10 protein-coding genes are annotated in these 15,271 nt (G+C 68.0%); 7 read left to right on the top strand and 3 right to left on the bottom strand.

What is annotated here, in order from left to right; genetic code table 11:
• Positions 1 to 422 precede the first annotated feature (422 nt).
• Entirely contained in the window at positions 423 to 1,988 is a 1,566-nt protein-coding gene (locus tag G4D86_RS20380) for a hypothetical protein (RefSeq protein WP_163995658.1), read from the top strand.
• Between the two features lie 6 nt (positions 1,989 to 1,994).
• The gene (locus tag G4D86_RS20375; RefSeq protein ID WP_163995657.1) at positions 1,995 to 4,253 is read left to right on the top strand and encodes an Ig domain-containing protein; all 2,259 of its coding nucleotides are present in this window, start codon (positions 1,995 to 1,997) and stop codon (positions 4,251 to 4,253) included.
• A gap of 16 nt (positions 4,254 to 4,269) precedes the next feature.
• Here the strand turns inward: G4D86_RS20375 and G4D86_RS20370 are convergent, their stop codons facing one another.
• The 3 genes from G4D86_RS20370 to G4D86_RS20360 all read right to left on the bottom strand — a co-directional run bounded on the left by G4D86_RS20370 (position 4,270) and on the right by G4D86_RS20360 (position 5,716).
• Positions 4,270 to 4,722 carry a hydroxyisourate hydrolase gene (locus G4D86_RS20370; RefSeq protein ID WP_163995656.1) on the bottom strand — a complete coding sequence of 151 codons (453 nt, stop codon included), beginning with the start codon at positions 4,720 to 4,722 and terminating at the stop codon, positions 4,270 to 4,272.
• Between the two features lie 11 nt (positions 4,723 to 4,733).
• Complete coding sequence (locus tag G4D86_RS20365) at positions 4,734 to 5,078, bottom strand: hypothetical protein (protein ID WP_163995655.1); 345 nt, start codon at positions 5,076 to 5,078, stop codon at positions 4,734 to 4,736.
• 74 nt (positions 5,079 to 5,152) lie between these two features.
• Positions 5,153 to 5,716 carry a hypothetical protein gene (locus tag G4D86_RS20360; RefSeq protein ID WP_163995654.1) on the bottom strand — a complete coding sequence of 188 codons (564 nt, stop codon included), beginning with the start codon at positions 5,714 to 5,716 and terminating at the stop codon, positions 5,153 to 5,155.
• A 144-nt stretch (positions 5,717 to 5,860) separates the two neighbouring features.
• Between G4D86_RS20360 and G4D86_RS20355 the strand changes: the two genes are divergently transcribed.
• From G4D86_RS20355 to G4D86_RS20335, 5 genes are all read left to right on the top strand, one after another.
• The gene (locus tag G4D86_RS20355) at positions 5,861 to 7,159 is read left to right on the top strand and encodes an MFS transporter (protein WP_240360368.1); all 1,299 of its coding nucleotides are present in this window, start codon (positions 5,861 to 5,863) and stop codon (positions 7,157 to 7,159) included.
• A gap of 48 nt (positions 7,160 to 7,207) precedes the next feature.
• Entirely contained in the window at positions 7,208 to 7,351 is a 144-nt protein-coding gene (locus G4D86_RS20350) for a hypothetical protein (RefSeq protein WP_163995653.1), read from the top strand.
• 218 nt (positions 7,352 to 7,569) lie between these two features.
• On the top strand, positions 7,570 to 12,564 hold the full coding sequence (locus G4D86_RS20345) for a non-ribosomal peptide synthetase (protein ID WP_240360367.1): 4,995 nt from the start codon (positions 7,570 to 7,572) through the stop codon (positions 12,562 to 12,564).
• Positions 12,561 to 14,075 (top strand): condensation domain-containing protein, encoded by a 1,515-nt coding sequence (locus G4D86_RS20340; RefSeq protein ID WP_163995651.1) that lies wholly within the window; start codon positions 12,561 to 12,563, stop codon positions 14,073 to 14,075. The genes G4D86_RS20345 and G4D86_RS20340 overlap by 4 nt, the downstream gene beginning before the upstream one ends.
• Entirely contained in the window at positions 14,072 to 15,271 is a 1,200-nt protein-coding gene (locus tag G4D86_RS20335; RefSeq protein WP_163995650.1) for a cytochrome P450, read from the top strand. Before G4D86_RS20340 ends, G4D86_RS20335 begins: the two co-directional genes overlap by 4 nt.

Below are 15,271 nucleotides of genomic sequence, written 5' to 3'. Positions count from 1 at the left end.
GGTGACGTGCGACAGGTCGTGCGCGCACGAAAGGCAACGGCCCCGGAGATTGCTCTCTCCAGGGCCGGCCCAGGGCGGACTTTCGCACCTTCCCGCGGGCCTGAGGGACGCAGCTGCGTCCCGCGGCGACGCAGTGGAGACCCAAGCGACTCGCGGGCACAGAGCGCGCGCGAGCGCATCACCGCTGAGCACGGAGCTTGCTAGGGCGTTGGACATCCCGCTCGCGGGAAGTCGCGAGCAGGGCTTGTTTCATCAACCCCCAGCCATCGAGGGCCCGGGCTCGCGAGGCGTCCGCCCACCGGACGATGCGGAATCGGGTGAAGTGGTATCGCCCCCATGCGGGCACCTCCGGGGGCGATTTAGCTGGCGCCCACTTCTGGTGGCGCCCAGAGTGGTCATCGCCAATGGCTACATTGCGTCGCATGTACGAAGAGCTCGCGTCCACGCTCCAGTTCACGATGGGCGACATCTCGAATGACTTCGGAGTCAAGTTCGCGCCGAAGTCGCGGATCCCCGCGGCGTACAAATGGGGAATCATCCCGGAGAAGGTGACGAGGACCGACCCGGCCTTCGACAATCTCGAGCGAGCCAGACGCGATCTCGTACGAGAGTCCTCCTCGATGGGCAGCGACTCGCAGATGGGCGAGGACATGGGCGCCAGGCAATTCGCCAGTGAGGAGGACGCACGGCGGCACGGGGCAGTCCAGTCGCTACCCTCGATACACGGGTCGCTCGTCAGCAAGACGCAGCTGCAATACCAGCAGTTGTTGGCGGAGTACGAGCGCGTCGACTGCGAACGCGTGGAGATCGCGGGCAAGATTCGAGACACGGCAATCGCGGTGACCGCCGTCGCGTGGAAAGCCGCGGAACGCATCGAGATGGTCGTGCGCTTCGATAACTTCCCCGATACCACTGAGGAATTCCTCTATCAGCTGACGGGCTTTTCTGCGTGCGACTCCTTGAAGGCTGTCGTGCTTTCGAAGCACGCTGTCATCTTCGCGTCGACAAATACCAAGTATACAGTGGACCGTACGGAGCTCGTGTTGAAGCCCGGCGTCAACGTGGTCGCCACTCTCGGGTTTCATGCGAACTTCGCGCGGCTGGTCACCACGGACGCACCCGGCAAGAAGCTGCTTCTCCATGGCTACGTACCGGACCCGGAAGACGACGATCCGCTGACTCTCGTCACCGCGCCACTCGTGACCGTGAAGACGGGCACGTTGACGCTCGAGAACGCGTACGTGCGCGTCACGACGTTGACGACCGAAATGGCCGAGGAGGACGATTCCGGGCCGCTCTCCGAGACGCACGTGGAGCTCGTCGGCACGAAGGACCTCGGAAAGACGAAGAGAACGGTGTCGGCGAAGATGCCGCTCGATCACCAGCTCCTGCAGCTCTCGCTGTTCCAGGGTGAGAAGGAGTCGGTCATCTCACCTGCCGATGCCGACGCCTGGATGGGCGGCGATGCCTGGCGCAAGGTCGTCGACCGGCGGATGCCGCTGCCCAAATTCATGACGGTGATGGGCTATCATCACGAGACGCTGCTTCCCACCGGCGCCGTGACCAGCATCGCGCTGGCCGTCGATCCCGGTGTGTGGCGTCTGCAGTTCCGGGAAGGCGTGAAGCTCGCGCTCAAGGAGTGCCAGCTCCGCTTCATCGTCGGTTTGCCCGGCACGCCGGCCACGACCAACGTCTACGCTCTCGTCGAATGCAAGCTCCAGGTGACCAACAACGACGGTGGCCTCATCGTCAAAGCCGCTTTTGATGCGCAGGTATCGTTCCAGCCGGAATTCAAGGTCGTCGGTTCGGGCGTCGCCGATCAGCTGGCCATCACCACCCTCTGCCAGGTCCTCGGGCTACAAGGCCCCCCGCAGGGAAATCTCGATGACCTGGTAAGGCCCTACGTCTGTCAGTTCACCGTGACCCTCCACGGCAACACGGTCACCTGCATCGGCGCCACCGGCACCCGGTGCATCTGGCTTCGCTGAGCGTCCATGCCCGACATTCGCGTCATCTCCTGGAACATCAAGGATTTCAAATCGCAGCTTCCGAGCAAGAAGCCGAAGAAGCCTGCCGGCACCTGGGAGAACCACGGCAATAAAATATTGGATGTTCTCTACGACGCACTCAACGTGCGGCAGTTCGACATGTTCGTCATCGTCGAGCCGTATTTCCGATCCAATCTGTTCGGATTCGGCGACATCGTCACCAATGCTCCCGGCCTCGAAGGCGTATTGAGGCTCTACTACGCATTGCGGGCGAAGGAGGCCGGGTGGCGCGTCGCTCCGCTGCGTGCCTCAGCGGACTTTCCCGATTCGGACATGGTGGCGGTCTTCTACTTCGGCGACGTCGTACAGTTTTCCGGCCCGGATCACACCGACGGCGTGGGCGCGCTCACCACCGTCACCACGGCCCCGGCCAATCAGGCCCAGCCCTGGAGCGCGGCGACCACGAAGGTGGGGCAGGTGGCCTTCACGCTGGCGAACGGCACTGCCATCGACTTCTACGGACGTAGCCCGTACTTGACCACCTTCAACGCGCCCGATCGGACCACGCGCGACTTCACGCTGCAAGTCGACGCGGCCGGTGGAGCGCTTGCGGTCAAGACGGCCACCCTGCCCACGGGTGCCATCGACCAGCCGTACCTGTTCACGCTCCAGGCAGAAGGCGGCACACCGCCGTATGTCTGGGCCTCGGCCGGCACCAGCGACCTACCGCCAGGCGTCGCGCTGGTCGGCAATCGATTGCAGGGAACCCCGCTCACGAGCGGCAACTTCCACCTCGATGTGACCCTCACCGACGCGGTCCCGGCCGTTGTCGCCAAGGTCATCAACTTCACGATTGCCGCCGCGGCGCCCGGCCTCGCATTCGAGTCCGCCGCGAATCTGCCCGTTGCGGTCGCCGGCGCACCCTATTCACTCGTGATTGGCACCCAGGGCGGCCGCGGCTTCGCGCGAGAGGTGTTCCACGCTCCGGAGTCCGTGGCGCATCTGCTCCCCGCGGGGATGACCTTGTCCGCGGATGGCACGCTCGACTGGCCACTTCCCACCCCCGGCAATCACACCATTCGCGCGGAGGTCGTGGACCAGACCTCCGCACGACTGCCCATCGCGCTGCAAGTCAGGGCGGCTGCCGTCGGCCCGCTGGCGGTGGTCGCGCCACTGCCGAACGGGGTCATCAACCAACCTTACGTCTACCGGCTCCAGGCCGAAGGCGGCACGCCGCCCTATGCGTTCGCGGAGGCCGTCGGAAGCAATCTGCCAGCGGGCCTCGCCTTCGCGGCGGGCCAGCTCACGGGCACGCCGGGCGCCAGCGGCAACTTTTCATTGAACATCACCTTGACGGACGGCGTCGCGGCAACCGTCAATGCCGTCTTCAATTTCACGATTGCCGCGGCGGGCGCGCGGCTCGCGCTTGCCAACGGCGGCGCCCTCCCGGTCGCCGTCGCCGGACAACCCTATGCTTCGATGCTGACCACCATCGGTGCGCGCGGCACCGGCGGCGCCGTACAGCACGCGAAGACGCTCGCAACCGACGCGCTCCCCGCGGGGATGGAGCTCGGACCCGATGGCAAGGTCGAATGGCCGCTACCGACCGTCGGCAATCACGCGTTCAACGTCGAGGTGACCGACGTGGGGCGCGGCTTCAAGATCCTCGGCGCGCACGCACCGCCGCAGGACAAGTACCCAACGAATTATCAGATGGTGCAGGCCCTCGCGACCGTGCGAGAAATCACGACCGGACGCGCCGGTATGTCCGTCGCGGTCTGCGGCGACTTCAACGTGTGTCCGCTCACGGCCGGCGGCGGCCCGAAAGCCACGGCGTGCAACTCCGTGACCCCCGGCCTCAAACACGATGTGTCCGAGCGCAATGCGCTCGTTGCTCTCGTCAACGCTGGCTATACGAGGCGGAACGTGGCCGCCCTGGGAGGCCTCGCCAATCGCTCCAGCTTGCAGAGCTCTTCGAACGCGCAGGCGGGTGCGTATCAAGGCGCCAAGAACAACAACGCCGTCACACTGGACGACATTGGAAATCACGCCTTCGATCATGTGATGACCATCGGCTTCAGTGCGGTGCTCAATTGCGGCACCATCAATCTCATCGCCGAAGATCCTGGGTATGCAGCCGCGGTCGTGCAGGCGCGCCTCTCGCCTTGCAAGCCGGCGCCACTCAAAGCCATCGTCAAGAAATACGCATGGGATGACGGTGTGAGCGATCACCTCCCCGTGCGCTTCACCCTGCAACTGGCGTGAGCGGGTGAAGCGCGGGTCAGCTCAGTCGCTCGCTGCGTGCCGCGTAGTAGAGGGGGGCGCCTGGCGGCCGTGGGCCATCTTCGGCGGCAGGCTCAGCGGTGCGCGGGACGACCCTGGCGCGATACACGGGGCGCTCGCCGGTGAGGTCCTCCGTGATCTCGAGCGAAAGCCTGGACGCATCGACCTCGACGTTGGGGAAGTGCGCTCTCCCATTCGCGTCCGTCGTGCCCTGCTTGCCGCTGCCCTCGGGGAACGCGAGCTCGCACGGCACGCCGGGCAGAGGCGCGCCCGAAGCGTCCTGCAAGATGACCTCGAAATACGGCAGCGGACAGTTGGTGACGAGACCCAGGGGTTTATTGCGGCCGTCGCGGCGCGCCTCCGCGTCGAGCGCCGCGAACGACTCGGTCGCCGAGGGCGTATCGGGAGTCGCATTGGGTGTATTCTCCCAGTCGCTCTTTTCGAGTCCCATTGCGAGGCTCCTCAAACGTTTCTGCGGCGCAGCTCGCGTCGCGCCAGCGCATTCAATGCATCGAGCTTTTGCCGTGGCGAATGGCCATTCTGGCGAATGGCCAGCGCCGCGGAATCTTCGAGCCCCCCCAGCGCGAGTGAAACATTGAGCAACTGGAGCAGGGAGCTCTCGTCGTCCAGACCCATCGAAATGCCTTCTCGCAGGGTTTGCTCGACGCTTGCTCGGAGCGAAGCGCGGGGCATCGTCTCCGCGACTTGCGGCCAGAAGCGATCGACTTGTGCGACGGCATCCGCGACGAAAGCGTCGAAGCGCGCGGCCGCGAGGAGTGAAAATTGTTTCTCGCGGATTTTGAACATTTCACCAATATTCTAACTTTCCTGACACTCACCGTCAATCGCACTGCACTCGTTGCGTCTGCTGGCGTGCGTCCTCACAGGCCCGCTTTCGCGGCGACCTCCTCCACGACATCCCGAGGCAGGTTGAAAGCGTCCACGAGCGCCTGTCGGACAGGGGCGGGAACCGGGGGCTCGCGCGCCTCGAGGACCCCGAGAAGGCGGTCCGACAGGGCGAGCAGCTCGCGGCCCTGGCGTGCCAGCGATTGGGCGAAGGGACGGAGTTCCACCTCGACACGCGGCGTGAGGACCCTCCCGCCCGCGCTCCGGTCCTCCATGGCCAGGACCTCCCCACGACGCCAGAGCTGGAGGCGGGACTCCTCCCAGGGCCCGGCCTCGGCCGCCTCCGCGCCATCGAGCAGCTTTCGCAGCGCGAAGAACCAGCTCCACGTCATCCAGAACTCGTCGACCGAGGCCTCGTCACTGAAGGTCACACCGTCGACTTCAATGAAGAAGCCGCCCTGGAAGCTGCAACAACCCACCTGGGTATGTCGGAGGAAATCGTCGACGACCTCCTGCTCGAGCCCCTCGAGGTCCGCGAGCGCAAGCCACTTCGACTCAACGAGCATGCGGAAGACGGCGCGGAACGTCGAGGGTGCCATGCGGGATGATTGTACCGCTCGCCCGCCTGGTGGCGGACGCCGCTGTCGCTCCCACCCTCCGAGGGCCACAGGCTCGGTCTCCCGAGGCCCGGCCCGGCCGGTGGCCGGTGCGGCTGTTCAGGGCCTCAGCCCAGGACTGAGCTCATGCCCAGCGGTTACAGTGCCGCCATGCACGCCTCCTGGAAGCGCAACACGGCCCTGTTCCTGGGCAGCCAGGCCCTCTCACTGCTCGGCTCCTCCCTGGTGCAGTACGCGCTCCTGTGGCAGGTGACGCTGCAGACGCACTCGGGCGTCATGATGACGCTCTACATCGTGGCCGGCTTCCTGCCCACGTTCCTCCTCTCTCCCTTCGCGGGTGTCTGGGCCGACCGGTACGATCGCCGCAAGCTCATCGTCTTCGCCGATGCACTGATTGCGCTGGTGACGCTGACGCTGGCCGTGGTGTTCACCCTGCGCGGCACGGAGCTGTGGCTCTTCTTCCTGGCCGCGGCGGTGCGTTCCGTGGGCACCGCCATCCAGCAGCCGTCGGTGGGCGCGCTGCTGCCGCAGCTGGTGCCCGAGGACCAGCTGATGCGGGTGAACGGCATCCAGGGCACGCTCAACTCCGTCAACATGCTCGGGGCCCCGGCGCTCGCCGGCTTCCTCATGTCCGTGGCCCCCCTGCAGGTGCTCTTCTACGTGGACGTGGTGACGGCGGCCCTGGCCATCGTGCTCGTGGCCTTCTTCGTCCGGGTGGAGGCGCGTCCGCGTGCGCCGGTGCAGGAGGGGGCCTCGCAGCTGAGGGAGATCCGCGACGGCTTCGGGTACATCCGCGGCCACGCGCACCTGGTGCCGTTCTTCAGCTACCTGGGGGTCATCGTGGTGCTCATCACGCCCGCCGCGTTCCTCACGCCACTGCAGACGGCGCGCAGCTTCGGGGGCGAGGTATGGCGGCTGACGGCCATCGAGATGGTCTTCTCGGTGGGCATGATGGCGGGGGGCGCCGCGCTCGCCGTGTGGAAGGGCTTCGGCAACCGCATGCGGACCATGGTCGCCTCCAACCTCATCATGGGTGCGTGCACCCTGGCCCTCGGCGTGGTGCCCCACTTCGGGGTGTACCTGGCGTTCATGGCGCTCTTCGGCGTGGCGCTGCCGCTCTACAACACCCCCGCCGCGGTGATGCTCCAGGAGAAGGTGGAGCCGGCCTACCTGGGTCGGGTCTTCAGCGTGATGACCATGCTCTCCACCGCGCTGATGCCGCTGTCCATGCTGCTCTTCGGCCCCCTGGCGGAGGCGGTCTCCATCGATCGGCTCCTGCAGGTCACCGGTGTGCTCGTGCTCCTCCTCGGCCTGCTCGCGCCGCTGCACCGCCGGCTGATGTCCTTCGGCGAGCCCAGGCATGCCCTGCCCGAGGCCCAGCCGGCACGGGCCCCCAGGGGTCCTGTGGAGGAGGAGGGAGGGTAGGGCGGCAGCCCCACCAGAAGGCCACCGCCGGCGCTACGCTCCCCGCCCATGCGCACGCTCGCGCTTCCCACCGACGCCGTCATCATCGCGTATGACCCGAAGGACGGGCTCGGCACCCTGCGGACCTCGGAAGGAGAAGAGCGCTTCGGCTGTCTACGAGCCCGGCGCCTGCTCACCGAGCACGTCTCTTGACGCTGGCGGAGGAAGTTTCAACCTGATTCCCGCTGATGCGTCTGCCAGATTGCCCGCAGGAGACATCATTGCCTTCCACCCCCCCGCCCTCCCTGGTCACAGGAACAGAATACGAGCGTCTGCTCACCAGCCTCCGGCTGAAGAGTCCCTGGGCGCTCGAATCCCACACCCCGATCGCCGCTGAAGCAGGCCCGAACGAAAGGCAAACGGAGGCATCCGTGCGCGAGGGCAGGGGAGCCCCGGGTCCCTGGCGGTCGGCGGTGGACTGGATTGACGAGCAGTCGCGACTGCATGGCGAGCGCATCGCGCTCTCGGACGCCTCCGTCGATGTGACCTACGCGCGGCTGCGGTCGCGCACGCAGGCCCTGGCTGAAAGGCTCCGGGCACATGGGCTGGGGCGTGGAGATGTGGTCGCGCTCGTCCTGGATCGAGGCCCCTCCTTCATCGAGCTCGTGCTTGCCGTCTGGCGGGTCGGCGCGGCCTACCTTCCGCTGGCCCCCGCGCATCCGCCCTCCTGGCGGCAGGACATCATCCAGCGCGCCGGGGCCAGGCTCGTGGCCGGCCTGTCACGTGACAGCGCCGTTGCAGGCCTGCCCTTCTTCGACCTCGGAGAGGCGTCCCCTGCTGTAGCGCCAGAGCCCGAGGAGGTCGTGCTCGCACCGGAAGACCTCGCGTACATCATCTGCACCTCCGGCTCGACCGGTGAGCCCAAGCTCGTCATGACCGAGCATCGTGGCGTCGCGAATCTCATCCACGCCCAGCGCGACTTCCTCGGCACGCTGGGGCCGGACGCTCGCGTGCTTCAGTTCTTTCATCCCTCTTTCGATGCCTCCTTGTTCGACCTCTTGATGGCGCTCCCCAATGGAGGGCGCCTGGAGACCATCGACGAGTCGCGCATCTCCGGTGAGCCCCTGGCGGAGGTCCTGCTGAATCGCCGCATCACCCATGCGGTGCTTCCCGCGACCGTCCTTCGCACCCTGCAACCCGGCCGATTCACCGACCTTCGGACGGTCATGAGCACCGGCGACGTCTGCCTCCCGGAGACCGCTCGGCAGTGGGGCGCATTCCACCACTTCGTCAACGGCTACGGCCCGACCGAGGTGACGGTGGCCAGCACGCTCCACTCCGCGGGCCCCCAGGACTCCGAGCGCGTCTCCATCGGCCGGCCCATCTCCAACTCCCATGCCGTCATCCTCGACGAGCACCTGCGGCCCGTCCCCGATGGGACTCCCGGAGAGCTGTGCCTGGGTGGCGAGGGCGTCGGACGCGGCTATCTCGGACGCCCCGCGCTCACCGCCGAGCGCTTCATCCCGGATCCCTTCTCCGCTCTTCCAGGACGTCGCCTGTATCGCAGCGGCGACATGGGCAGGGTGCTACCGGACGGCAGCCTCGAGTTCCTCGGCCGGCGCGATGACCAGGTGAAGGTCCGCGGGGCGCGCATTGAGCTGGGGCAGATTGAAGCAGCGCTCATCACCCTCCCAGGCGTGCGTGACGCGGTCGCCCTCATCGACCGCACGGGAGAGCGTCTCCTGGGCTACGTGCTCCCGGTCGACGGGGCGGTGCTCCTGGTGGACACACTGCTCGCGGAGCTCCGGCGTCGGCTCCCTGGCTACCTGGTGCCAGATGTATTGGTTCAAGTCGATGCCTGGCCCCTGACCACGAGTGGCAAGGTCGACCGTGCCCGGCTGCCACGACCGCGGCGCTCGGAGCGCACCGACTACCAGCCGCCCCAGTCGCCCGTGGAAGTCGCACTGGCGGCAATCGCGGCGGCGCTGCTCGGGATGGAGCGGGTGGGGCGCCACGACAACCTGTTCGAGCTGGGAGGACACTCCCTCTTCGCCACCCAGCTCGTCGCCCGGGTGCGGCGCGAGCTGCGGGCGCACATCGAGTTGAGCGCCGTCCTCCAGGCGCCCACGGTCGCGGAAATCGCCGCGCGGCTGGGTGAACGGCAGGACGTGGGGGACCCGGGCCCTCGGGTGGCGGAGGCGGGGGCCGCGCTCGTTCCCTCCTTCGGGCAGCAGCGGGTGTGGCTGATGCACAAGCTCAACCCAGACGCCCGGGCCTATCACTCCCAAGCGGTCCTCCGTCTCGCGGGCGACCTGGACCTCCCTGCGCTTCACGCCAGCCTCACCGACATCGTCCGCCGCCACGACGTGCTCCGCTCCCGCTTCCCGGAGGTCGACGGAGAGCTGCGCTGCGAGCTGGAGCCGCCCTGGGAAGTACAGGTCCCTCTCCAAGACCTCAGCGCAGTGAGCGCGGAGCAGGTGGCCTCACGGGTGGGTGAGGCCATTCGCGACGGGGTCCAGGCCCATTTCACCCTTGCCGAGGGCAGACCGTTCCGCTGGCTCCTCCTCAAGCTCGGCCCCCAGGAGCACATCTTCGTCCATGTCGAGCACCACGTCGTCCACGACGGCTGGTCCTTCAACCTCTTCGTCCGCGAGCTGCTCAACGGCTACACGGACCACGTTCGCCACGGACAGGTGCGGCGCCCCGACCTCGTCGTCCAGTACTACGACTATGCCCGCTGGCAGCGGGAGTGGTGCGCCACCGAGGCCGCCGACGCCCAACGCCGCTTCTGGCGTCAGGCACTGGAGGGCGCCGAGACGATGCTCCAGCTCCCACGGCGCTCGGCTCCGGAGGGGAGGCGGTTCCGGGGCGTGGGGCCTCGAATGGAGCTCGACGGCGAGCTCTCGCGGAGCATCCAGGCGCTGGCGGACCGGAATCACACCTCGCTCTTCACCACCCTGCTCGCCGCCTTCTTCGTCCTGCTTCACCGCTACACCGGCTCGCGCGACCTGCTCGTCGGCTCCGCCGTCGCCAACCGCCGCTGGCAGGACACCGAGAGCCTGCTCGGCATGTTCGTCAACACGGTCGTCATGCGCGGCCAACTGCACGCAGACCCTTCCTTCGAGGAGTTCCTGGCGCGGGTGAAGCGCAATGCCCTGGATGTCTATGACCACCAGGAGCTGCCCTACGAGATGATCTTCGCGGAGTCACCCGCGCGTCACCAGGGTGGGCTCAATCCGTTGATCCAGGCCATGTTCAACTTCCACGACACGTCGGTGGGCGCTCTCGATGCGGCCCCGCTCGATGTCACCATCGTCGAGGGACTCAGCAACGGCTCGGCCAAGTTCGAGCTGTCCGTCGTCGTGGTGCCCCGCTACGCGGAGCCAGGGCACATCAGCAAGCTGGCCGGGGACATCGTCCACATCCCCCGTTCCGACACGCCGCTGCGCTCCAGCCCCCGCTCGTCCCTGAGCGGCCTCCTGCTCGCCTGGGAGTTCGACTCCGACCTCTTCGACGACTTCTTCATCACCGGCATGCTCTCCGCCTACCAGGAGCTGCTGCACTCCATCGTCGCCGCCCCGGAGACCCGCGTGTCCAGGCTGGCGCTGCTGGACGCGGCGGCCTGGCGAGCCCTCATCGTCGCGGGGCCCCGGCGGGATGCGCCCCCGCGATGGGTTCCAGACCTCGTCGACCTCCAGGCCCGGCGCACGCCCGATGCGCCCGCGGTGACCTCGTGTCAGCCGCCCATGACCTACCGCACGCTCACGCGCGAGGCGGAGCGACTGGCGCGCCACCTTCGAAGGATGGGCATCGACCGCGAGGACCTGGTCGCGGTGTGCGTGCCCCGCTCCGAGCAGCTCGTCGTGGCACAACTCGGCGTGCTCAAGGCCGGAGCGGCCTTCCTCCCGCTGGACCCCCACCATCCCCTCCCTCACCTGGAGCGGCTCATCCGGGAGGCCGGAGCCCGCGCCCTGGTCACCACGGAGAACCTGTCCGGAAGGCTCACGGAGCTCCCGGTCATCGTGCTGGAGGAAGTCACCGACGCGCCCGAGATGCCCCTTCCCGCGGGAAGCCCTTCTGACCTCGCGTACGTCATCTACACCTCCGGTTCGACGGGCCGGCCCAAGGGCGTCCAGGTCGAGCACCAGTCGGTCGTGGCCCTGCTGCACGAATCGGACACGCTCGAGCTGGGGCCGGGCAAGACGGTGTTGGCCCTGACGTCGCCTTCCTTCGACCCCTCCGTGCTGGAGATCTTCGGGGCGCTGATGAACGGCGCGGCGCTCCACTTCCTGCCACATGGATGGGACGTGCGCGGCCTGGCGCGCGCCCTCACCGGCACGTCCATCACCCACGTGGTGATTCCCCCCTCGGTGCTTCCCCAGTTGGTAGCCGAAGCGCCCGAAGCCTTCGATGCCCTGGAGCGGGTAGTCATCGGCGGGGATGTCTTCTCCCCGGACGTGTTCCGCGCGCTGAAGCACAGGGGCTTCACGAAGGCGACCAACGTCTACGGCCTCACCGAGACGACCATCATGGCCAGCGGCCACCGGCTCGAGGACTGGCGCGACACGGGCGCCGCCAGCGTGCCCATCGGCCGCGCGCTGTCCGACGTCCACCTCGTGGTGCTCGATGAGCACTCGCAGGTGGTGCCGCCGGGCGTGGTCGGGGAGCTCCACATCGGTGGGCCCGGCATCGCGCGAGGCTATCGCGGCCTGCCGGAGCTCACCGCCGAGCGGTTCGTGGCGGACCCGTTCGGGCCGGTGCCCGGCGGACGGCTGTACCGCAGCGGGGACCTGGGCCGGTGGCTTCCCGGAGGCGTCCTCGAGTTCGTGGGGCGCGCCGACGAGCAGGTGAAGATTCGCGGCTTCCGCGTGGAGTTGGCCGAGGTGCGGGCTGGACTCGCCGCGCATCCCGGGGTGACCGACGCCCTCGTGGTCGTCGACCGGACGGGACTGGAGCCCCGGCTCGTCGGCTACGTGGTGGCCACACCGGAAGCAGCGGTGACAGGGCAGGCCGTGCGAGCGGACGCGGCGCACCGATTGCCAGGACACCTCGTGCCCTCGGAAGTCGTGGTCCTCGACGCGTGGCCTCTGAACGCCCATGGGAAGATCGACCGGCGCCTCCTGCCAGCGCCCGGCAGAATCCCCGACGCGGTCTTCACCGCACCGAGAACCGAGACCGAGACCCGGATCGCGGAGCTGGTCGCGGAGTTGTTGACCGTGGCCCGGGTGGGCGTCCACGACAGCCTGCTCGCGCTGGGCATGCATTCGTTGCAGGCCATGAGGCTCGCCTCGCGGCTGAGCAGGATGGTGGGTCGGGAGGTCGGTCTCGCCACGATTCTCGTGGGGCCGACTGTCGCGCAGCTGGCCGAAGCGCTCACCGCGCTTCCGTCCGCGCCCACCCCCATCAAGCGGCTGCCCCGCGCATGACGAACGCGTTTCCCATGTCGTTCGCGCAGCAGCGCCTGTGCTTCCTGCACCGGGTCGACCCGACGGGAGCCGCGCACAGCGCGGCCCGCTGCTTCCGCGTGACGGGGCCGCTGGACACCGAGGCCCTGCGTACGGCCCTGGAGGCGCTGGTGGCCCGGCACGAGCCCTTGCGGACCGTCTTCCCACTCGGGACGCACCAGCACGTGCTGAAGGAGGCCCGGGGGGACATGCGGGTGGTGGACGTGGCGACCGAAGCCGAGGCGCTGCGTCACGCCGAAGCCCTGGTGTCCCAGCCGTTCGACCTCGAGCATGGGCCGCTGCTGCGGCTCGCCGTGCACAGGGTGGATTCGGAGACGCACCTCCTCGTGTTCTTCGTTCACCTGTTGGTGGCGGATGGCTGGTCGCAGCAGGTCTTCTTCGAGGAACTGGCCATCGCCTATCAGGCGGCCGTCACCGGAGAGCCCACGACGCTTCCCGAGCTTCCCGTGCAGTACGTGGACTGGGCGGCCTGGCAGCGTGAGCAGCTCACCGAAGCGCGGCGCGCGGAGTTGTCGCGTTGGTGGCGGCAGCGACTGTCTGGGATTCCCCTCGTGCTCGACCTGGTCCCGCCCCGCCCCGCGCTGGGACGAGGACAGCGCATGCACCGGGTCCTCTCCGCCGAGCTCACCTCGGCGGTACATGCCTTCGCGAGCGCCGAGCGGCAGACGGTGTTCACCGTGCTGTCCGCCGCCTGCGGCGTCGTCCTCGGGCGCCACGCGGGCCGGCAGCAGGTCTTGCTGGGCCTGGCCGTGGCCAACCGGGACCTGCCCGAGGTCGAGCGGGTGCTCGGCTTCTTCGTCAATACCGTCGTGTTCCAGGTCGACCTGCGCGGCAACCCGACCTTCCGCGAGCTGCTCGCGCGGGTCTCCGAGGCCACGGCCGCCGCGTACGCCCACAAGGACCTGCCCTTCGAGCAGCTCGTCGCCGACCTCGCACCCCCGAGGAATCCGACGCGGTCGCCCGTCGTCCAGGTCAACTTCGCCTACCATCCGACCGGTACGGCCGGCGTGCTGGGATTGCATGGCTGCACAATCACCGAGCCACGGTGGGATCTCCCCACGGCGAAGTTCGAGCTCACCCTTCGCGTCGAGGACCGCGGCGACGGCACGTGCACCGTCTGGGCCGAGTTCGACGAGAGCCTGTTCGACGCTCCCTTCATCGACGACCTGCTGACCTTGTATGAGGAGGTCCTGCGCGCCGCGGCTCCGGAGGTGCCTCTGTCGAGCCTGCGCCCGGCTCACACCCCGACCGAACAGCGCCTCACCCGCATCTTCGCCGACGTGCTGGGGGTCGCGGCGGTGGACCCCCACGACGACTTCTTCCGCCTCGGCGGCCATTCCCTCCAGCTCATCGACGTCGCGGCCCGAGTCCGTACCGAGCTGGGTCGCGACCTCGGGCTGCGAGAGCTGTACCAGAACCCCACCGCGGCGGGAGCCGCCGCTCGGCTCGAGCGAACTGGAGCATCACGATGACCGATTCCTATCCATTGCCCAAGGACTGGCAGCATCCCCTGGATCCTCCCCCCGAGTACAAGCGACTCAGGAAGGAGGCTCCGGTGTGCCCCGTTCGCACGTGGGATGGCAACACGCCGTGGCTCCTCACCCGCTACGAGGACGTCCTCGCGGCGCTGGGTGACCCGAGGCTGAGCCTGGACTCCTCGCTGCCCGGATTTCCTCACACGTCGCCCGCCTCCGCGGCCCGCCAGGGTCGGCCCCTCCCATTCCCGTTCCTTCCCGACGCGGAGTACCGGGCGCAGCGGGCCATGCTCGTACCGGAGTTCGCGCCACGACGGATGGAGGCCCTGCGCCCGCGAATCCAGCAGACCGTCGACGAGGTCCTCGACGCGATGCTGGCCGGGCCCCGGCCGGCCGATCTGATCTCCGCCTTCGCGCTTCCCGTGGCCATGCGTGTCATCTGCGATTTTCTCGGCGTATCCCGAGAGGACGCCGACCACCTGCACGTCATCAGCCGCACGATTGGCTCCCGCTCCTCGTCGCGCGAGGTGGCCGAGAAGGCCCTGGACGAGCTGGATACCTACTTTCAACGGCTGGTGGAGGCGAACCTGCGCGAGCCCACCGACACGCTCGTGGGTCGCGTCGTGGCCGAGCACGTGCTGCCGGGAAGGCTGAGCGTGCCGGACGCCACCGCCATGTTCCACGCGCTGTTCTACGCCGGGCACGGACCGTCCGGGTACATGGTGGGAATGGGCGTGCTGGCCCTGCTGCTCCACCCGGACCAGCTCGACAGGTTCCGAGCCCTGGAGACGCCCGACGCCCTCTCCGCCGCCGTCCAGGAGCTCCTGCGCTACGTCACCGTGTCCCATATGGGTCGGCAACGCGCCGCCACGGAAGATGTCACCATCGGTGGCCAGCTCATCCGCGCCGGAGAAGGCGTCCTCGCCCAACCGGATTCGGCCAACCGCGATGAGACGGTCTTCCCGGAGCCGGACCGCCTGGACCTCCACCGCGAGCCCTATCGCAATTTCGCCTTCGGCCACGGCATCCACCTGTGCACGGGTCGCACGCTCGCCATCGTCGAGCTCGAGGTGACATTCCACACCCTGTTCCGGCGCATCCCGAACCTGAGACTGGCCGTGCCCCTGGAGCAGATTCCCTTCAAGAAGGACGAGAACCTGATCGGCGCCCACGAATTGCGGGTCACCTGGTAG

This window comes from Pyxidicoccus caerfyrddinensis (assembly GCF_010894405.1).
Lineage (GTDB): Bacteria > Myxococcota > Myxococcia > Myxococcales > Myxococcaceae > Myxococcus > Myxococcus caerfyrddinensis.
The sequence above is the reverse complement of the archived record's forward strand: the minus strand, read 5'-3'. Positions and strand labels throughout refer to the sequence as shown.